This is a genomic window from Streptomyces sp. NPDC002623 (genome assembly GCF_053592635.1).
Window position 1 is genome coordinate 592,634 of sequence record NZ_JBSFWB010000002.1, and the last position, 18,827, is coordinate 611,460.

The following is an 18,827-nucleotide window of genomic DNA, read 5'->3' on the forward strand; positions in this document are numbered from 1 at the left end:
CACATGTCGCAGCAACCCCTGCTCGCCGACCGCGGGTTCTACCTGGGCCCGCTGTTCCGGCGGGCGGCCGAGCGCCACGGCGCCGTCTTCGTCACCCTGGACCGGCCGCTGGACACTCACCCCCACCTCGGGGTCGACCTCGACTACTCGACTCTGGCCGAGGTGGTCGAGGACCTGTCGGGGCGGCTGTGGGCGGCCGGGGTGCGACCCTCGGAGCAGGTGGTCGTCCACAAGACGGACAACGTCGACATCGTGCTGCTGACCTGCGCGCTCTCCCGGATCGGCGCGGTTCCCGTGCTCCTCTCCCCCGGCCTCGCGGGCCCGGTCGTCGGGCAGCTGCTCGAACGGCTGCGGCAGCCCTGGCTGATCACCGACCGGGCCAAGCTGGCGGGCCCGCTCGCCGGGGTCGAGAGGTCCGTGCGCCGGACGCTCTCCGTGGACGACGCGCCCGGGGCCGAGTCCCTGGAGAAGTACGCCGGCGCCGAACCGGCCGCGCCCGTACGGCTGCATCCGCGCGACCCCGCCCTGATCACCCACAGCTCGGGCACCACCGGTCTGCCCAAGCTGGCCGTGCACTGCCCCAACACCATGTGGAACCGGCTCGTGCCGCAGAAGGCGATGGGCTGGCCCACCCGCGGTGAGACGGCCGCGCTGCACATGTCGTTCGTGCACTCGCGCTTCTACCACCTGCTCGGCGTGCTGCTGCACTTCGGCAGCCCGCTCGTGCTGATCACCGACCCGGAGCCGGCGGCCGTCGGCCCGCTGCTGGTCCGCCACCGCCCCGGCATCGTCGAGACGCACCCCAACACCTTCGTCCTGTGGGAGGAGTTGGCGGACGCGCCCGGCGCTCCGCTGTCCCGGGTGAAGTCGTACGGCTCCACGTTCGACGCGATCCACCCGCGTACCGTGCGACGGCTGCTGGGCGCGTCGAAGCGCCGGGCGCCCTGGCTCGTCCAGCTGTACGGGCAGAGCGAGACCGGTCCGGTCGCGTTCCAGTGGTTCACGCGGCGCAGCGCCGCGCGGGCGGACGGGCGGCGGGTCGGGATCGGCATCCCCGGCTTCACCCGGGTGCGGATCGCCGATCCGGAGGGCAGGACGGTCGCGCCCGGCACGCCCGGGCGGATCGAGGCCCGCACCCGGGGCCGCATCCTCACCTACCTCGGCGCGCAGGCGCAGTACGACCGTCAACTCGACGGCGGCTGGTGGCAGATGGGCGACATGGGGTACATGAGCCGGCTGGGCTCGCTGCATCTCATCGACCGTGAGATCGACCAGATCGACAGCGTGCACAGCAATCTGGAGGTCGAGGACGCGCTGATGGAGCGTCTGGAGGAGCTCCGCGAGGTCGTCATCGTGCCCGGCGTCGACCGCGAGCCGGTGCCGGTGGTGTGCGTGCGGGGCGAGCAGCCGCTCGACCCGGAGCGCTGGCGGGAGGCCACGGCCGATCTGCCCGCGATGGCCGAGCCCCGGCAGTGGCGGTTCGAGGAGCTGCCGATGACGGCGACCTGGAAGGTGAAGCGGGTGGAGATCACCCGCATGCTGACCGGGACGCCGGAGAGCGTGCGCGTGTGAACCCGGTCGTCGTGGTGGGCGCGGGCCCCGTCGGCCTGTCGGCGGCGCTCGCGCTGCGCGGGCACGGGCTGGACGTCACGCTCCTGGAGGCGGACCCCAAGGACCGCGAACGGCCGGGCAGCCGCGCCCTGTTCGTGCACCGCGAGACCCTCGGTCTGCTCGACGGGATGTGTCCGGGGCTGGCCGGCGAGATCACGTCGTACGGGCGGACCTGGCACACCCGACGGACCCTGTACCGGGGCCGCGAGGTGTACTCCCGCACCTTCCCGCCGCCGACCGGCGCCCCGCCCTTCACCAGCCTGCGGCAGGTGGACACCGAGCGGTTCCTGCGCGCCGCCTGCGAGCGGACCGGGGTCGAGTTCGAGTGGGACGCGCGCGTCGCGGGCGTCCGCGCCGCCGCGGACGGGGTGACGCTGTCCTGCGAGGACGGGCGGGAGTGGCGGGCCGGACATGTCGTCGCGGCCGACGGCGCCCGCTCGGCCGTCCGCCGCGAGCTGGGCATCGACATGGAGGGCGTGCACGGCGAGGGCTTCCACGTCGTCGTGGACGTGGCCGACGTCCCGGGCGCCGAACTGCCGCTGGAGCGGGTCTTCCACTACGAGCATCCGGGGGTCGGCGGGCGCAGTGTGATGCGCGTGCCGTTCACCGGGGGCTTCCAGGTCGACCTGCAGTGCCACGACGACGACACCCGGGAGGCGTACGGCACCGAGGAGGCCGTACGGCGCTGGCTCCCCGCGGTCGTCGGCGACGGGTACGAGGACCGGATCCTGTGGGTGTCGACGTACCGCTTCCTGCGCAAGGTGGCCGCTTCGTTCACCGATCCGCACCGGCGGGTGCTCCTCGTGGGCGAGGCCGCGCACCTCTTCCCGCCGTTCGGGGCGCGCGGCATGAACAGCGGGATCGCCGACGCGGCAGCGGCGGCGGAGGCGATCGCGGCCGGGACCTACCAGGCGGTCGAGGGATTCGCCGAAGTGCGCCGTGCGGCGGGGCTGTACAACAGCGCCGCCGCAGGGATCGCGCTGGAGCATCTGCGGCCGCAGCGGCGGAGCGTACGGCTCCGGCAGCGGGCGGCGGCGGCCCTCGCGCCCGTGCTGCCCTCGTGCGGGTCGTGGCTGGAGCACGCGCCGTACGGGCCCCGGGGCGGGGCTCCGGCGGTGGCGGGCCGCAAGTACTGAAAGGAGCGGTTCAGGTGGCACAACCGGCGGTCTTGGAAGGCTTGTTGCGGTGGACGCCGGCCGGCGGGCTGACGCCCGGCGCCGACGCCGAGGTGGGTGGGCGGTTGCTGGTCGCGGACTCGTGGCTGGTGCGCGACGGCCGGGTGCGCGGCCTCGAACGGCACCGGGAACGGTTCCTGCGGGCCTGCGCCGAGTGCGACGGGCCGCCGCTGCGCCGGCTCCTGGAGTTCTGGCAGGACACGACGGCCGCGCTGCCCCGTACCGGCGAGTGGTTCCCCCGCGTGGAACTCGCCGCCGATGCCCGGGAGTTGAGGCTGCTGCTCCGGCACTCCCCGCCGCTGCAGCCGGACATCCGGGTCTGGGCCGTGGGCCGGCCGGATCCGCGGACCGAGCCGCGCCGCAAGGGGCCCGACCTGGACGCGCTGGCGGCGGTGCGCCGCCGGGCGGCGGAGGAGGGCGCGACGGAGGCGGTGCTGACCACGCCCTCCGGTGCGGTGCTGGAGTCGGCCACCGCCAGCGTCCTGTGGTGGGAGGACGACACGCTGTGCCTGCCCTCGCCCCGGCTGCCGGTCCTCGCCGGGGTCACGGCCGGCCTGATCCAGGAACGCGCCCGCCGCCTCGGCATCCGGGTCACCCACCCCGAACGGACCCTGGCCGAGCTGGACGGCCGCGAGGTCTGGCTGGTGAACGCGCTGCACGGAATCCGCCCCGTGCGGGAGTGGACGGGCCACCCGATGAACGCGGGGACGGCGGTGCACGCCGCGGAATGGCGGCAGTGGCTGGACACGCTGATGGAGCCGCTTCCGCATCATTGAAATAAGAAAAACAAAGGGCCGGAAAGCAGAGAGCAGAGAGCAGAGAGCAGATAAAACAACGGGCATCGGCGAATGTTGCCGATGCCCGCATTCTGCGTTGCTCCTGAGCTGTTTTCCGGGTTATTTCTGTGCGGGCTGATAAGCACCCGGCACCATGCGCGTGGCGATCGCGATCCGGTTGTACGCGTTGATGACCGTGGCCGCCCAGATCAGCGCCGCCACCTGCGCCTCGTCGAAGACCTCCGCGGCCTCGGCGTACACCGCGTCCGGGACCTGCCCGTCGTGCACCAGGGTCACCGACTCCGTCAACGCCAGTGCGGCGCGCTCCCGTTCGGTGAAGAAGGGGGTCTCCCGCCAGGCGTTCAGCGCGTAGATGCGCTGCTCGGTCTCGCCCTGGGCGCGGGCGTCCTTCGTGTGCATGTCGAGGCAGAACGCGCAGCCGTTGAGCTGCGAGGCGCGGATCCTGATCAGCTCCAGCAGTTCCGGCTCGACCTTGGCGTCCTGCGCTGCGGAAACGGCGGCGCCGTGCAGGGAGCCCATCGCGGCGGAGACATCGGGGGTTATCTTCTTGAGGGCCACACGGGACACCGAATTGTTGTTGGTCATGGGGCGACTCTATCTTGTGATCCGGCGATCCTGTGACGTCATCCGGGAAAAGGAATTCCGGCGCCGTCCGCACCGAAAGGCAATGCGGCGCACAGTGCGTCCAGCGCGCCGGACCACGCGTGGTCGGGCGGGGTCCCGTACCCCACGACCAGCGCGTCGAGCGGCTCGGCGACCGCGTCGGGGTGACGGTAGCGGGGCACGAGGCCGTCGACCGCCAGGCCCTGGTAGGCGGCCGCCCGGACCACCGCCCCCTCCGTGCCGGGCGGGAGCCGCAGGACGGCGTGCAGGCCCGCGGCGATGCCGGTGACGCGGATCGCCGGGGCGCGGGCGGCCAGGGCGGCGACCAGCGCGTCCCGTCGCCTGCGGTAGCGCGTGCGCGCCGCCCGGACATGGCGGTCGTACGCGCCCGACACGATGAACTCGGCCAGCGTCAGCTGGTCCAGGACCCCGGAGGTGTCCACCCCGCCCTTGGCCTGCACCACGTCCTCCACCACGTCCGGCGGCAGCACCATCCAGCCCAGGCGCAGCCCGGGGGCCAGCGACTTGCTCGCCGTGCCGAGGTGGACCACATGGTCGGGGTCCAGTCCCTGGAGAGCGCCGACGGGCTGGCGGTCGTAGCGGAACTCGCCGTCGTAGTCGTCCTCCAGGACCAGCCCGCCGGTGCGCCGGGCCCAGTCCACGACGGCCGCCCGACGGTCGTGATGCAGCGGCACACCCATCGGGAACTGGTGGGCGGGGGTGAGCAGGACGGCCCCGGGACCGGTCAACCCACCCGGTTCCGTGCCGAGTTCGTCGAACGGCAGCGGGACCGTGGTCAGCCCGGTCGAGGCCAGCAGCCGCCAGTGCTCGTCCAGGCCGTACGACTCGACGGCGATCGTGCGCGCCCCGCGCGCCCGCAGGACGGTGGCGAGCAGCCGCAGGCCGTGCGCGAACCCGGCGCACACGACGACGCGTTCGGGGTCGGCGCGCACCCCGCGGGCCCGGGAGAGGTAGCCGGCGAGCGCGGTGCGCAGTTCGACGCGGCCGCGGGGATCGCCGTAGCCGAAGGCCTCGGAGGGGGCGGCGGTGAGCGCGCGGCGGGCCGCCCTGAGCCACTCGGCACGCGGGAAGGAGGCGAGGTCGGGGCTGCCGGGACGCAGGTCGTAGAGGGGCCGCCGGCGTTCGGGGGGTCGGGCCGCCGCGCCGGTCGGCGGGACGACCGTCCGGCCCGCCACCCTGGTGCCCGAGCCCTGGCGGGCGGTGAGCCAGCCCTCGGCGACGAGGTCGGCGTAGGCGTCGGCGACCGTGTTGCGGGCGATGCCCAGATCGGCGGCGAGGGAGCGGGAGGAGGGCAGGCGGGTGCCGGGGGCCAGCCGGCCGCCTCGGACCGCTTCGCGCAGGGCGTCGGTCAGGCCCCGGCGCAGCTGCGGTCCGGTCGGCTCCAGATGAAGGTCGACGCCCAAAGTGGCCCAGGATCTCGCCATGGAAATGGACCATACCGCTGGGCTGCCTCGCTCCTAGGGTCGAGGACATGACCACACAGGAAGACACCGTCACGACAACGACCGCCACCACGACGACCGCCACGACAACGGAGGGGTACGCGCCCGAGCACACCCCCCGGCTCAACTGGTCCGAGCATGCGCCCGAGGTGCTGAAGGCGATGCTCAGACTGGACGCCGCCGCCCGTAGGGGACTGGACCCGAAGCTGCTGGAGCTGGTGAAGGTCCGCGCCTCGCAGATCAACCGCTGCGCGCTCTGCGTCGACATGCACAGCAAGGACGCGCTGGCGGCGGGCGAGAGCGTCGAGCGGATCATCCAGCTCAGCGCGTGGGAGGAGTCGGAGCACTTCTACACGGAGAAGGAGCTCGCGGCGCTGGCGCTGACGGAGGCGGTGACCGTGCTGACCGAAGGGTTCGTGCCCGACGCGGTGTACGAGCGGGCGGCGAAGCACTTCGAGGAGCCCGAGCTGGCGCAGCTGATCGCCGCGATCACGGTGATCAACGCGTGGAACCGGTTCGGCGTGACCTGCCGGCTGGTGCCGGGGCACTACCGTCCGGGCGGGCACGCGTGAGCCGGACGAACCTGCTGGACCGCGAGGTCGGCGCGGCCATGTCCGCGCTCAGCGCCGCCGCGAAGCGGGGCGTGGGCGATCCCGCGCTCGCCGAACTGGTCGTGATCCGCGCCTCGCAGCTCAACCACTGCGCGTTCTGCGTGGACATGCATCTCACGATCGCGCGTGAGCACGGGGTGCGCGAGAAGCAGCTCGATCTGCTGAGCGCGTGGGAGGAGGCGGGGGACGACGTCTACGACGAGCGCGAGCGGGCTGCGCTCGCGCTGACGGAGGCGGTGACGGTCCTCACGGACCGCTTTGTGCCGGACGAGGTCTACGCCGCCGCTGCCCGGCACTTCCCGGACGCCCGGCTCGCCCACCTGATCGCCCTGATCATCGCCATCAACAGCTGGAACCGGGTGATGGTCGCCCGCCGCATCCCGCCGGGCGGCTACTCGTAGAAGTCCACCCGCATCACCGCCCGCCGCAGGGTCGGCCGGCTCACCTCCCTGAACCCCGCCTCGGCGAAGACCTGACGGGCGCCGACGTGGAGTTCGCCCCAGGTGATCTCGACGCCGGGCACGGTGAGCATCGGGTAGGCCTCCAGGGCGCGGGCGCCGCGGTCGCGGGCGTGGGGGACGGTGGCGCGGGCCAGGCCGTAGGTGATGCCCCGGCCGCGGAAGCCCCGGCGGGTGAGGAGGCAGGTCACCGCCCAGACGTCGGCGTCGGCCCGGTCCTCCGTGCGGCCCGTCCACGGCACGCGGGTGCGCAGCAGACGGGGGAAGTCGGTCCGGGGCGCCACCGCGGCCCAGCCGACGGGCTCGCCGTCGAGGTAGGCGAGGAGTCCGGCGGTGGACCGGGCGCCGGGGTCGTCGCAGCCGGTCTGCTCGCGGAGGCGGGCGGCGCGCTCCTCGGGGGTGGCGGCGCGCCAGTCGTGGTCGAGGACCCGGTAGCGCTGGCACTGGCAGCGGCCGGGGTAGTCGGCAGTGCCGAAGACGGCCCGGATGTCGTCCCAGGAGGCCTCGTCGGCGGGGACGACCTCGAGCGCGTCGGGCCGGACGGCGTCGCTCATCGCGGCGGGTCCTCCCCCACGCGGCCGTCGACGGACTCCCGGACGAGGTCGGCGTGGCCGACGTGGCGGGAGTACTCCTCGATCAGGTCGACCAGCATGCGCCGCAGACTGGGCGCCCGCCCGTCGGGCCACTCGCGGCGGGCCTGCGTGTCGAGGCCGCCCTCGGCGAGGTCCCGGCGGACATGGGCCCGGGAGCGGGCGACGGCGGACTCCCAGAGCGCGAAGAGCTCCTCGGGTGTGTCGGAGGCGGCGGAGCGCCACTCCCAGTCGGGCTCGGCGTCCCAGTCGACGGCGTCCCAGGGCGCGCCGAGCGGCTTTCCCAGCAACCGCCCGGTGAGGTACTCGTCCTCGACGAGGGCCAGGTGCTTGAGCAGACCGCCCAGGGTCATCGTCGAGGGGGCGAGCCGGGTGTTCATACCGGCCGCGTCCAGCCCCTCGCACTTCCAGGCCAGGGTTCTGCGCTGGCGTTCCAGGGAGCCGATCAGGGTGTCGGCCTCGCTGCCGGCGACGGGCGGTTCCAGGAGCGGCGCCGGTTCGGTGTTCTCGTTCATGGCAGCAGGCTCACGGGTTTCCTTTGGCATCCGTGGTGATGGCACCTGCATCGTATGTGAGTGCGTGGATCGAATGCGTGACCTTTTCGCAGGGGTGTCGTTGATCCGATGACAGCACCACGGGCTGGAGAAAGGGGGGTACTGGTGAGCCGGAGGCTGCCGCTGGGTGCGAATGAGGCGGCCCGGACTGCCTGTGCCCGTGGTCTGCTGCGGGCGGGTGTGGTGGAGAAGTCGGGTGAGGTGCTGTCGGCCGCGATGCTGGAGCAGCGGGTGGGCTGGGCGGCTGAGCTGGTGTCCGGTATGTCCGCCGGACTGCTGGCCGGGCACTGGAATGCCGCCGACGTCGACGTCCTCGCTTGTGGTGAGGACGCGGGTGGGCGGAAGCTGCCGTCGAACGCGTGGATGGCGTTGCGGCGTCTGGGCTGGACCGTCGCTGCCCCCGGTCCGGTCAGGGTCAATGACCGGATTGTACGGATGGCCCAGGAGCAGGCGGGGCGTGCGCTGCGGTCGGCGAAGTGGCGGGCCGATCTCACGGCCGGAGTCCTCGCCGCGTGGCCTGCCGATCCGTCCCGGCGTAGCGGTGAGGAGTGGGACGCGGTGCGGGACGCCATTCCCGGCGGCCGGTGTCTCCCGTCGGCTGTGATCCGTTCGCGGACCCGGCAGATCGTCGCGTTCGAGCGTGAGCACGGCCGCCTGCCGGCTGATGTGTTCGAGTTGGAGGAGGCGCCCCGGGCGGCGCGGATGCTGCTGCTGTCCGCCTGTGACGGACAGCAGGCCACCATCGAACGCTGCGAGACCGACCCGCGCCGGGCGCTGCTGCGGCTGCAACTGCCCACTCGGCCCGACCCGCGCTCCTACGCGGACTGGACGTGGGTGGCCTGCCCGATCACTCTGCCGCCGACGATCCCCGCCAACGCCGTCCTGCACCTTCCCGCCCTGCGCATGACCGGCGGCCGGGTGCGTGTCGATCTCGCCCACACCCATGCCGTTCCCAAGGCCCACCGTGTCGGTCACCAGGTGGCACTGGGCGTGGACTGGGGCCTGAACACCCTGCTGTCCGCCGGGGCCGCCCGTCTCCACGACGACGGCCGGATCACCGCGCTGGGTGCGGGAGCCCAGTTCCGTACCGCGGGGGTGCTGGCCAAACAGCACCGCCTGCGCCGCCTGTCCGAGCACCTGCACACCAAGGCCGACCAGTGTCAACGGCTCATCGGCGACCACACCGGTGACACCGACACCACCGGACACCCGCTGCACGCCAAGCACGAGGTCCTGCGCGAGGAGATCCGCCGCGTCAGCGCACGCCGCACGAACCTGAGCGGCGCCCTGGCGTGGGCCGCCGCCCGCTGGGCGGTCGACCAGGCCATCGCCGCCGGAGCCACCGTCATGTATCTGGAAGACCTGCGGTCCATGGAAGCCAAAAGCATGGGCCGCACCATGAACACCCGCCTGTCCCAGACCGTGCGCGGCCAGATCGCCGAACATGTACGGCACCTCGCTGCTGAAGTCGGGATAGCCGTCGTCACCGTCCCGCCGCGCAACACCTCCCGCCACTGCCCCCGGTGCCTGACCCCGCTGCGCCACCGCAAGGCCCCCGACCGCCCCACCACCGCAGGCTGGAAATGGGCCCTGTGCCCCAACGGCGACTGTGGCTGGCAGGGCGACCGCGACCACGGGGCGTGGCAGCGCATCGCCGCCCGCGGTCTGACCCACCAGGCCAAGACCGTCACCGACCGCACCACCGGGCGGACGGTGGTCCGCACCGTGGTCGACATACTCGAAACCACGGCGGTCATCACCCCGAACACCGTCGAGACCAGCCGGACGGACCGCTCGAAGACCGGACCCACCCGGCCCCGTTCCACACGCCCCGCGCCCAGGCGACGCAGGGCACCCTCCCCCACCAGGCTCACGGGCCCGGCGAGCAAGCGTCCGGAGGGACACGCACCAACGGACCGGCACCAGCTGCCCCGCGCAGCCCACCGGCACCAGAACGTGACCACGATCAGCATCCCCACCACAGCCGGTCACCGGCCACGAGGAGCAGCACTGGGCGCAGGATTCCACCTGCACACCCATGCCACCCCTCCACGATGGGACATCCCGCTGCCAGACACCACGTCTGACACAGGATCACCAAGCTGATCTGAGACGCTAGATTCCGTTCCGGACGATCCGCTGCCGAAATACGAGGATCCCGGATGAAGGACAACGAGAGCCCCACCGCCGGTGCGACGGACTCAAGTGCCGCCGCCCGGCGTCTGCTGCGGCTGGCCGGCATCACCGTCGAGCCGGTCGACGGCCACGCGCCGGACGCCCGCGCCTGCCTCGACGCCTACGCCGCCGACCTGGACGTCCGCTTCCCCGAGGGCTTCGACAAGTCCGACCTGGTCGGCCCGGACGAGGTCGCCGGGGAGGCGGGCGCGTTCTTCGTGGCGTACGAGGAGGGGCGCGCCGTGGGCTGCGGGGCGCTGCGCCGGCTGGAGCCGGGGGTCGGCGAGATCAAGCACGTGTGGGTGCACCGGGACGCCCGTCGGCTCGGCCTCGCGCGCCGGCTCCTCGCACATCTGGAGGACGCGGCGGCGCGGCGCGGCCTGGACGTCGTCCGGCTGGACACCCACGCCACGCTCACCGAGGCGCAGGCGATGTACCGGGCGTCCGGCTACCGCGAGATCCCGGCGTACGTCGACCACGTCCACGCCTCCCACTGGTTCGAGAAGCGGCTGTCGACCTGCCAGGTGCACGCGGGTCCCTGAAACGGCCCGGGGTCTGGTCCGCGTTCGTCACGTCGATCACAATGGGCCAGTGGAGTCAGTCGAGTTGGACGACGGAACGCCCGTCAGATTCGTCCTCGGCCCTGCGCCGGGCGGCGACCACGGCGGCGGCTACGACGATCTGCCCGAGAGCATGGGCACGGTCGTCCCCGTGGCCAGTGGTGGGGCCGCCGTCGCCAGTTTCGCGGCGGGGGCGCTGCGGCAGGCGCTGAGGCCGCTCGGACCGCTGCTTCAGGAGGTGCACGACTCCGTGCGGGCCGTGCCGGATCCGCCCGCGGAGTTCAGCGTCACCTTCGGGGTGCAGGTCGGGCAGGATCTGAAGCTGGGGATCGTGGGCGGGAGCGGGCAGGCGCATCTGACGGTGACCGCCTCCTGGAATCCGGTGCATCAGGCGAATCCGACGCCCGGCGCGGAGTGACGCGTGGGCTGGTTCAAGGCGGCCGGGTCGGCCGACGGGGGCGGGGCGAGGCCCGTCATCGCGTCCGTGTGCGGGGCCCTCGACGGCAGGACGGCGGGCGCGGGCCTGATCCTCGGCTCCGACACCGTGCTGACCTGCGCCCATGTCGTCAACGACGCGCTGGGCAGACGGCCCTTCGAGCAGCAGGCGCCGAGTCCCGAACGCAGCCTGATGTTCGTCACGCTGGACGGACCGCGGAAGGGGTACCCCGCGCACCTCGTGCACTGGATCGCACCCCGCACGCAGGACGGCGGCGTCGTGCGGGACGGCGCCCGCGGATGGCTCGGCGATCTCGCCGTGCTGCGGCTGAACTCGCCGCCAGGCGAACTGCCCGCCCCCGAACCCCGTACGGAGATGGCTCCCGGCCAGAAGGTGCGGGCCTGGCACTGCAGCGGGAGCGGCTCGACCTTCGCCGATCTGACCGTCGCCGCGCTGGAGGGCCCCATCGGCTACCTCGACGGCAAGAGCACCGGGATGGCCGTGGGGCCCGGCTACAGCGGCGGTCCGCTGTGGTGCGAGGAGGACGGGGCCGTCGTGGGTCTGGTCGCCGCGCACTTCATGCCGTCGGCCGGGCACGGCTCACAGGGCGTGGTCCGGCGCAGTTGGGGCATCCCCTGGCAGCGCGTGGAGGCCGAACTCCGGTCCCTGGACGCCCTCGACGAGGTCCGCGGCGCCCACGACGCCGACGACCGCGGGGCCGCCGGGGCCGTCGCGGCGGACGAGCCGGCCCACGGCATGCTGGTGGCGGTGATCGCGAACGCGCTGCCGTCGGCGTACACGCTCGGCGACACCGCGCGGCAGATCGCCCACGCGTGCGGTGTGGGGACCGGGAGCCCCGTGACGCCGCCCACCGTCGAGGAGTTCGCGGCCTTCCTGCTCACCCACCCGCGCGCACTGGCCGCCCTCGCCGAGATCCTGCGGCCCCGGGACCCCAGGGCGGCCGACCGGGCGCTGGTCGCCGGGCGGCTCTCGGACACCCCGCGGCTGCTCTCGCCGCGCGAGCACCACAGGCTGCACCAGCTGCTGCCCACGATCGGACAGCCGGTGCTCGCCCGGTTCCCCGAAGCGGTGCGCGAGGCCACGAAGCGGGTCGCGGTGCCGTCCGACGGCGCGACCCTGGACGCTGTCCTCGATCGCCTGGAGACCCTGCCCGGGGACGGCCACTCCGACGACGGCGGGCCGCGCGTCCCGGCGCTGCTGCGGGTCGTCGAGTACATCGCCGCGCTGTGCCCGCCGCACCGGCAGGCGGAGCTGCGCATCTGGTCGGACCGGGTGGCCGCGCGGCTCGGCATTCCGTCGGCGGCGCTGCGCGAGCGGCGCTCCGACGCCCAGGAGTGGTCCCGGGCCGTGCGCGGCGGGAACCGGCGGGTGCGGGTGCTGGCCCGGGTGACGCGGGCCGAGCGGGGCCGTCACCGGCTGCGCGTGTGGTGCGACGAGGGCACCGGGCCGCGGCAGGTGTCGACCGACAGTTCGGCCAGCTACTCGGGGTCGGAGGCGGCGCGTGAGCTGCTGCGCGTCCTGGAGTCCCTCGCACCCTCGGCGACCGACGGCGGGCGGCCGCTCGTGGAGGTCCTGGTGGACCGTGCCGATCTCAACCTCCCGGTGGACGAGTGGGCGGCCCAGGCGCCGGGCGAGTTGGTGCCCGGAGTGCTCGGGGTGGAGTTCCCGCTGGTGGTGCACTGTCCGGAACTCCTGCGCAGGCACGAGCGTTTTCTCCCCGACTGGCGTGAGCGGTGGCGGCAACTCGACTCCGGGGAGACGTTGGTCGTGTCGGACCCCGCCCAGGATCCGCACCAGATCTACTACGAGCTGATGGGCAGGCTCGACACGGTCCGCGTGTCGGTCGACGTGCCGGCGGGGCCTCGCGACGCCATCGTCGAGATCTGCCTCGCCGTGGGCATACCGGTGGTGATGTGGGACCGAGGGCGGGACACCGCCTCGCACGTCACCGAGCACATGGCGCAGGTCGCCACCCGTGAACTTCCTGACGGAGTCCGCGTCTACCGGGCCAAGGCCAAGGGGAAGACCGCTCCGGAGTACCCCGGCCGCCCGGTCCTCGCCTGGGCGGACGCCGACCGCACGGTGCCCCGGCTGCACCTGACCGAACCCCAGGAGAGCCCATGACCTCCGCCTCCGAGGCCGACTGGCGCCTCTTCCGCGGCGACGGCGTCCCGCGGGCCGTCGACCTGCCCTCCGCCCCGCCGTGGCGACGCTTCAGCCCCACGCCGGCGGTCCGGCCCGAACTGCCCTATCTGATCGAGCGCGAGCACGCCGACGTCGTCAACGCGGCCCTGCATCTGCGCCGGCCGCTGCTGGTGACCGGCCCGGCCGGCACCGGCAAGTCGTCGCTCGCCCGGGCCGTCGCCCACGAACTGCGCCTGGGCGAGCTGCTGCGCTGGTCCATCAACAGCCGCTCGGCCGTACGCGAGGCGCTGTACCAGTACGACGCGATCGGGCGGCTGCGGGAGACCACGCTCAGCCGCGACCGGGGCGAACGGGAGCCGTCCATCGGCACGTTCGTCCGGCTCGGCCCGCTCGGCACCGCGCTGGTCCCGGCCGCCACCCCGCGCGCCCTGCTCGTCGACGAGATGGACAAGGGGGACGTCGATCTGCCCAACGACCTGCTCACCGTCTTCGAGGAGGGCTACTTCGACATCCCCGAACTGACCCGGCTCCCCGAGGACATGGCGCACGTCGAGGTGCAGACCGCCGACCACCGCGGCACAGTGACGGTGCGTCAGGGACGCGTCCAGTGCGCCGAGTTCCCGGTCGTGGTCATCACCAGCAACGGCGAACGCGACTTCCCGCCCGCCTTCCTGCGCCGCTGCGTCCGCCTGGACCTGCCGGTGCCCGACGAGGCGCGGCTGCGGGCCATCGTCACCGCCCACCTCGGCGAGGAGGCGCTGCGCGACGCCGACGATCTGATCGACGCGTTCCTGCGCCGCCGCGCCCCCGGCGAACTCGCCACCGACCAGCTCCTCAACGCCGTCTTCCTGCGCACCGGCGGCGTCGACCTCGACGCGGAAGGCCTCCTGGACGCCGTACTGCACCAGCTCACCGGGGCGCTGTGACGCCATGAGCAGCGGGACGGGGGCGGGGGCACCGGGGTCGTCGGGCGCGGGACCGGGACCGGGAGGCGGGGAGCGGCTCGCGGAGGCGCTGCGGGTCCTGCGGGCCTGCGGGCGGGAACTGGACGCCGACCAGGTCCTCGACGTGCTGTGGCTCGCCCGGCGGGTGCCCGTCGGAGCGGACGCGCCGCTGCGCCGGCTGGTGCCCGTCGAGCCCCCGACGGCCGTGGAACCCCCGGTCGCCGAACCGGACCGGCCCGCCCCCGCCCGGCCCGCCCCGGAGCCCGGCGACCCCGATCTGCCCGACCTCACCACCACGGCCTCCCTGTACGGGTCGGCCCGCCAGACCCCGGCCTCCATACCCGACATCCGGCTGCCGCACCGCCCCGATCCGGGACGGGCGATGCCCGTACGGGTCCCCGAGGACAAGGCCCTGACCGGGGAACTCGAACTGGGCCGCGCCCTGCGGCCGTTGCGCCGCCGGCGCGCCAGCCCGCACCGGCTGGAGATCGACGAGGAGCGCACGGCCGCCGAACTCGCCGAGACCCGGCTGCCGGACGTGGTGCAGCGCCCGGTGCAGGAGCGCTGGCTGCATCTCGTGCTGCTCGTCGACGACGGTCTGTCGATGCTGCTGTGGCATCGCCTCGGCGCCGAACTGCGCACCCTCCTCGAACGGCTGGGCGCTTTTGCCGGCAGCCGGGTCATGGGCCTCGACGCCCGCTCCGCACACGAGCCCCGGCTGCACGCCCGCCCGTTCCGGCACGACAGCACCCCCGTGCCGCTCAGCGCGGTCGACGACCCCTCGGGGCAGACGCTCGTGCTCGTCGTCACCGACGGCATGGGCGCCTCCTGGCGCAGCGGCGCGCTGCACCGGCTGCTGACCCGGTGGGCCTCCCGCGGGCCCACCGCGGTGCTCCACACCCTGCCGCCCGAGCTGTGGGAGGGGTCCGGCATCCACGCGGAGCGCTGGCAGGCCTCGACGCGGCGGATCGGCGGCGCCAACACCTCCTGGGAGATCACCGACCCGGTCCTGCCGCCCGACCTCGCCGTCTTCGACGGCGTGCCGGTGCCGGTCCTGGAGCCGACGGCCGCCTCCCTGCGCAAGTGGGCCCATCTCCTCGCCTCGCCCGGCGCCACGGTGTCCCTGCCCCTGCTGGCCCGGCCCGCCCGCCACGGCGCCGCGGCCCCGGGCCCCGGCCGCGGGGACGCCCAGCACTTCCGGGACGCGGCGACCCCGGAGGCCTACCGCCTCGCCGCGCATCTGGCGGCCGTGTCGCCGCTCACGGTGCCGGTCATGCGGCTCGTCCAGACGGCCGTGCCCTGGCGGGCGCGGACCTCCCATCTCGCCGAGGTGTTCCTCGGCGGCCTGATGCGGCCGCACCCCGCGCCGGTGGCGGGCCCGCTGCCGGCGAAACACCTGGTGTTCGACTTCAGCGACGCGTCCCGGCTGATCCTCCTCGACGCCGTCCCCCAGGCCGAACTGCTGCGCACCAGCCGCAGCATCGGCCGGCATCTGGAGCAACTCGCGGGCCGCTCCCCCGACTTCCCGGCCTGGCTCGCCCACCCGGACGGCCCGGCCCACCTCCCCGGCGCGCACCGACCGTTCACCAGCGTCGAACGGCGGCTGCTCACCCGCTTCGGCGTGTCCTTCGAACGCGAGGCGCTGGGTCTCGGCAGGGAAACCGACTTCGGCGACGGCGTCCAGGACGGCTGGGGGCCGCTCACCCCCGACGATCCCCGCCGCCTCGGCCCGTACCGGCTGCTGAGCCGCCGCCGGCTGCGGCGCACGGTCGAGTACGACGGCCTCGACGAGCACCGCGTCCAGGCCCTGGTGCGGACCCCGCGCCCCGACCTCCCGGCCGGCGAGGAGCCCCTCGCCGAGGCGGAGGCGTTGCGCCGGCTGGGCGGTCAGTACGCCCCGGCGCTGCTCGCCGCCGGGGTCCGGGACGACCCGCCGTGGCTGGCGGTGGTCCCCTTCAGCGGCAGCGGCGCGTCGGACCCGCCCCGGCTGGCGGAGATCTTCAACGCGGCCCACACGGAGAGCCGCGCCCCCTTCGACAAGATCACCGCGCTGGTCGTGGGCTGGCACCTCGCGAGCGCCCTGGCCCTGTGCCATCTGCACGGGATCGTGCCCGCGGACCTCAACGCCGAGAACGTCCTGGTGCTGCGCCGCTCGGTGGTTCTCGCCGACCTGTCCGACTGCTCGGTGGACGGCCGGTACGCGGGCGCCGGGCCGCCGCCCACCCCCGAGGACAATGTGCGCGCGCTGGGCGAACTGCTCCAGCTCGTCAGCAGCAAGGCGGGCCGGGAGCTGCCGGGCAGCCCGGAGGGCATGCACCTGTGGCAGGGCGACACCTGGCGGCAGCTGCGGCAGCGCGTCCTGCGCTGCCTCGACCCGGACCCGGCCCGGCGGCCCACCGCGGGCGAGGTCGCCGACGTCCTGGCCCGGTACATCGCCCAGTCCCGGGTCTCTCGCACCGTCCCGCCGGCGTCCACGGTCAATGCGCTGCCCACGGAGCGCGTTCCGCTGGCCCTGCCGCCGTCCGCGGCCGTGCCCGGCGGCGGTGAGCCGGCGCTGCGCGTGCCCCGCTTCGGAACCGCCCGCCGCGAGGCCGAGGCCCGGCTGGCCCGGCTGCGGACACCGCTGCGGCACGGCCGGCGGCTCACGGTGGTCGGCGCCTACCACTACAGCGGGCGGGCCACCACGACGATGGTGCTGGGCTCCCTGCTCGCCGTCGTCCGGGGCGAGCCCGTCCTCGCCGTCGACGGCGCGCCCCACGAAGGCGCCCTGGACCGTTTCCTCACGGCCCGCAACCCGGCCACCGTGCGCGACCTCGCGGGCCTGCCCGCCGACCCGTCGTACGCCGAGGTCCGCGCCCTCACCACCCGGCTGCCGTCCGGCCTGGAGGTGGCCGCGCACCCGCCCGGGCACGCCAACCCGAACCTTGTGCACGCCCAGGCCTACGAGCACGTACTGGCCCGGACCGAGCCCTACTACTCGTTCGTCCTCACCGACTGGGCCCCGCAGCGGCTCGACGACGCGGCCGACGCCGTCCTGGACCTCACCGACCGGCTGATCCTGTGCTGCGGCACCGCCGACTGGTTCCTCACCGCGGCCCGGCAGGTGCTGGAGCGGCTGCGCGCGGCCCGTCGCTGGCAGTTGGCCGCCGAGGCGGTCGTCGTCGTCACCGAGGTCGACGGGCCGTCCGCGCGGCGGGTGCCGGCGGCCCTGGCCAGCCGCGTCGGCGTCAGCGTGAACCAGGTGGTCGCGGTCCCCTTCGACCGGGCGCTGAGCTCGCCGCGGTTCCAGGACCTGAGCCGGTTGCGGTCGTCGACGGTGAGCATGTTCCTGGACCTGGCGGAGCGGGTCGCCGAACCGCGGACGCAGTGATCCCCGGGCAGCCGCGCCGCCCGGGGATCACCTGGTCACTGCTCGATGAACACGGCTCAGATGAGGCCGAGCGCGCGGACCGCCTCGCGCTCCTCCGCCAGCTCGGCGACGGAGGCGTCGATACGGGCGCGGGAGAACTCGTTGACGTCCAGGCCCTGGACGATCTCGTACCGGCCGTCCTTGGCGGTGACCGGGAAGGAGGAGATCAGGCCCTCCGGGACGCCGTAGGAGCCGTCCGACGGGATGCCCATGGAGGCCCAGTCGCCGTCCGCGGTGCCGTTGACCCACGTGTGGACGTGGTCGATGGCCGCGTTGGCGGCGGAGGCGGCGGAGGACGCGCCACGCGCCTCGATGATGGCCGCGCCGCGCTTGGCGACGGTCGGGATGAACTCCTCGGCCAGCCACTTCTCGTCGTTCACGACCTCGGCGGCGTTCTTGCCGGCGATCGTCGCGTGGAAGATGTCCGGGTACTGCGTCGCGGAGTGGTTGCCCCAGATGGTGAGGCGCTTGATGTCGGCGACCGTCGAGCCCGTCTTCTTCGCGAGCTGGGTCAGCGCGCGGTTGTGGTCGAGGCGGGTCATCGCGGTGAAGCGCTCGGCCGGTACGTCCGGCGCGGCGGCCTGGGCGATCAGCGCGTTGGTGTTGGCCGGGTTGCCGACGACGAGGACCTTGATGTCGTCCGCGGCGTGGTCGTTGATGGCCTTGCCCTGCGGCTTGAAGATGCCGCCGTTGGCCTCCAGGAGGTCACCGCGCTCCATGCCCTTGGTACGCGGGCGGGCGCCGACGAGGAGGGCGACGTTGGCGCCGTCGAAGGCGACGTTCGGGTCGTCGCTGATGTCGATGCCCTGGAGCAGCGGGAACGCGCAGTCGTCGAGCTCCATGGCGGTGCCCTCGGCGGCCTTGAGCGCCGGGGTGATCTCCAGCAGGCGCAGCTTGACCGGCACGTCCGCGCCGAGCAGCTGGCCGGAGGCGATGCGGAAGAGCAGGGCGTAACCGATCTGGCCGGCCGCGCCGGTGACGGTGACGTTCACGGGAGTGCGGGTCATGGCGTTCTCCGTATGACAGCTGTCGGTGGGGCGTCCCTGCCCCGGGTGGGACGTACAAATGATCGATCTCTTGGTATCAAGAGATCCATCCAGCGGTCAGGCTATCGCGCATCCGGGATCCCGGATGCGCGGGGTTGTGTGGCCCGGCCCACAGACCGGCGGCGCATACGGCGGCACGGACCGGCGGCCGCCGGTCCGGGAGAGGAATGACCGACGGCCGCCGTGGTGGGGGCACCGGGTCGTGACCGGACTCCCGTGGGGGTACGGT

Annotated in this window: 15 protein-coding genes and 1 pseudogene; 11 read left to right on the top strand and 5 right to left on the bottom strand. The window is 73.8% G+C overall.

Features of this window, described 5'->3' with window-relative positions; genetic code table 11:
• The first annotated feature begins 3 nt into the window (after nt 1-3).
• Genes ACWD4O_RS05395 through ACWD4O_RS05405 form a run of 3 tightly spaced genes read left to right on the top strand, consistent with a single transcriptional unit; the run spans nt 4 to nt 3,562 of the window.
• Nucleotides 4-1,572, top strand: coding sequence for a class I adenylate-forming enzyme family protein (locus ACWD4O_RS05395; protein WP_451277602.1), 1,569 nt, complete (start codon nt 4-6; stop codon nt 1,570-1,572).
• Nucleotides 1,569-2,747 carry an FAD-dependent oxidoreductase gene (locus ACWD4O_RS05400; protein ID WP_451277604.1) on the top strand — a complete coding sequence of 393 codons (1,179 nt, stop codon included), beginning with the start codon at nt 1,569-1,571 and terminating at the stop codon, nt 2,745-2,747. The genes ACWD4O_RS05395 and ACWD4O_RS05400 overlap by 4 nt, the downstream gene beginning before the upstream one ends.
• A gap of 14 nt (nt 2,748-2,761) precedes the next feature.
• On the top strand, nt 2,762-3,562 hold the full coding sequence (locus tag ACWD4O_RS05405; protein WP_451277606.1) for an aminotransferase class IV: 801 nt from the start codon (nt 2,762-2,764) through the stop codon (nt 3,560-3,562).
• 120 nt (nt 3,563-3,682) lie between these two features.
• Here ACWD4O_RS05405 and ACWD4O_RS05410 read toward each other — a convergent pair whose 3' ends face one another.
• Both ACWD4O_RS05410 and pdxR read right to left on the bottom strand, forming a co-directional pair.
• Entirely contained in the window at nt 3,683-4,168 is a 486-nt protein-coding gene (locus ACWD4O_RS05410; RefSeq protein ID WP_451277608.1) for a carboxymuconolactone decarboxylase family protein, read from the bottom strand.
• Nucleotides 4,169-4,206: 38 nt separating this feature from the next.
• Nucleotides 4,207-5,631 carry a MocR-like pyridoxine biosynthesis transcription factor PdxR gene (gene pdxR, locus ACWD4O_RS05415; protein WP_451277610.1) on the bottom strand — a complete coding sequence of 475 codons (1,425 nt, stop codon included), beginning with the start codon at nt 5,629-5,631 and terminating at the stop codon, nt 4,207-4,209.
• Between the two features lie 47 nt (nt 5,632-5,678).
• Between pdxR and ACWD4O_RS05420 the strand changes: the two genes are divergently transcribed.
• Both ACWD4O_RS05420 and ACWD4O_RS05425 read left to right on the top strand, forming a co-directional pair.
• Nucleotides 5,679-6,221 carry a carboxymuconolactone decarboxylase family protein gene (locus ACWD4O_RS05420; protein WP_451277612.1) on the top strand — a complete coding sequence of 181 codons (543 nt, stop codon included), beginning with the start codon at nt 5,679-5,681 and terminating at the stop codon, nt 6,219-6,221.
• Nucleotides 6,218-6,661 carry a carboxymuconolactone decarboxylase family protein gene (locus ACWD4O_RS05425; protein ID WP_451277614.1) on the top strand — a complete coding sequence of 148 codons (444 nt, stop codon included), beginning with the start codon at nt 6,218-6,220 and terminating at the stop codon, nt 6,659-6,661. Before ACWD4O_RS05420 ends, ACWD4O_RS05425 begins: the two co-directional genes overlap by 4 nt.
• Here ACWD4O_RS05425 and ACWD4O_RS05430 read toward each other — a convergent pair.
• Nucleotides 6,652-7,272: a GNAT family N-acetyltransferase gene (locus tag ACWD4O_RS05430; RefSeq protein ID WP_451277616.1), complete on the bottom strand. Its 621-nt coding sequence runs from the start codon at nt 7,270-7,272 to the stop codon at nt 6,652-6,654. The two genes, ACWD4O_RS05425 and ACWD4O_RS05430, sit on opposite strands and share 10 nt — an antisense overlap.
• Complete coding sequence (locus tag ACWD4O_RS05435) at nt 7,269-7,823, bottom strand: DinB family protein (RefSeq protein WP_451277618.1); 555 nt, start codon at nt 7,821-7,823, stop codon at nt 7,269-7,271. The genes ACWD4O_RS05430 and ACWD4O_RS05435 overlap by 4 nt, the downstream gene beginning before the upstream one ends.
• A gap of 144 nt (nt 7,824-7,967) precedes the next feature.
• Between ACWD4O_RS05435 and ACWD4O_RS05440 the strand changes: the two genes are divergently transcribed.
• From ACWD4O_RS05440 to ACWD4O_RS05465, 6 genes and pseudogenes are all read left to right on the top strand, one after another.
• Nucleotides 7,968-9,968, top strand: a complete 2,001-nt coding sequence (locus tag ACWD4O_RS05440) for a zinc ribbon domain-containing protein (RefSeq protein ID WP_451277620.1) — start codon at nt 7,968-7,970, stop codon at nt 9,966-9,968.
• Between the two features lie 107 nt (nt 9,969-10,075).
• Nucleotides 10,076-10,579 (top strand): annotated as a pseudogene (locus tag ACWD4O_RS05445) (GNAT family N-acetyltransferase); the annotation flags it as partial.
• Nucleotides 10,580-10,628: 49 nt separating this feature from the next.
• Nucleotides 10,629-11,015, top strand: a complete 387-nt coding sequence (locus ACWD4O_RS05450) for a CU044_2847 family protein (RefSeq protein WP_451277622.1) — start codon at nt 10,629-10,631, stop codon at nt 11,013-11,015.
• 3 nt (nt 11,016-11,018) lie between these two features.
• Nucleotides 11,019-13,178, top strand: a complete 2,160-nt coding sequence (locus ACWD4O_RS05455) for a VMAP-C domain-containing protein (RefSeq protein ID WP_451277624.1) — start codon at nt 11,019-11,021, stop codon at nt 13,176-13,178.
• Nucleotides 13,175-14,125, top strand: coding sequence for an AAA family ATPase (locus tag ACWD4O_RS05460; RefSeq protein ID WP_451277626.1), 951 nt, complete (start codon nt 13,175-13,177; stop codon nt 14,123-14,125). The genes ACWD4O_RS05455 and ACWD4O_RS05460 overlap by 4 nt, the downstream gene beginning before the upstream one ends.
• 4 nt (nt 14,126-14,129) lie before the next feature.
• Nucleotides 14,130-17,513 (top strand): SAV_2336 N-terminal domain-related protein, encoded by a 3,384-nt coding sequence (locus ACWD4O_RS05465; RefSeq protein WP_451277628.1) that lies wholly within the window; start codon nt 14,130-14,132, stop codon nt 17,511-17,513.
• A gap of 56 nt (nt 17,514-17,569) precedes the next feature.
• Here ACWD4O_RS05465 and ACWD4O_RS05470 read toward each other — a convergent pair whose 3' ends face one another.
• Nucleotides 17,570-18,559, bottom strand: coding sequence for a malate dehydrogenase (locus ACWD4O_RS05470; RefSeq protein ID WP_351908626.1), 990 nt, complete (start codon nt 18,557-18,559; stop codon nt 17,570-17,572).
• Nucleotides 18,560-18,827 lie beyond the last annotated feature (268 nt).

Excerpts from the sequence above, each read along its gene's own strand:
- ACWD4O_RS05395 (WP_451277602.1), top strand. The coding sequence starts at position 4 with ATGTCGCAGCAACCCCTGCTCGCCGACCGCGGGTTCTACCTGGGCCCG.
- ACWD4O_RS05410 (WP_451277608.1), bottom strand. The coding sequence starts at position 4,168 with ATGACCAACAACAATTCGGTGTCCCGTGTGGCCCTCAAGAAGATAACC.
- pdxR (WP_451277610.1), bottom strand. The coding sequence starts at position 5,631 with ATGGCGAGATCCTGGGCCACTTTGGGCGTCGACCTTCATCTGGAGCCG.
- ACWD4O_RS05420 (WP_451277612.1), top strand. The coding sequence starts at position 5,679 with ATGACCACACAGGAAGACACCGTCACGACAACGACCGCCACCACGACG.
- ACWD4O_RS05430 (WP_451277616.1), bottom strand. The coding sequence starts at position 7,272 with ATGAGCGACGCCGTCCGGCCCGACGCGCTCGAGGTCGTCCCCGCCGAC.
- ACWD4O_RS05435 (WP_451277618.1), bottom strand. The coding sequence starts at position 7,823 with ATGAACGAGAACACCGAACCGGCGCCGCTCCTGGAACCGCCCGTCGCC.
- ACWD4O_RS05460 (WP_451277626.1), top strand. The coding sequence starts at position 13,175 with ATGACCTCCGCCTCCGAGGCCGACTGGCGCCTCTTCCGCGGCGACGGC.
- ACWD4O_RS05465 (WP_451277628.1), top strand. The coding sequence starts at position 14,130 with ATGAGCAGCGGGACGGGGGCGGGGGCACCGGGGTCGTCGGGCGCGGGA.
- ACWD4O_RS05470 (WP_351908626.1), bottom strand. The coding sequence starts at position 18,559 with ATGACCCGCACTCCCGTGAACGTCACCGTCACCGGCGCGGCCGGCCAG.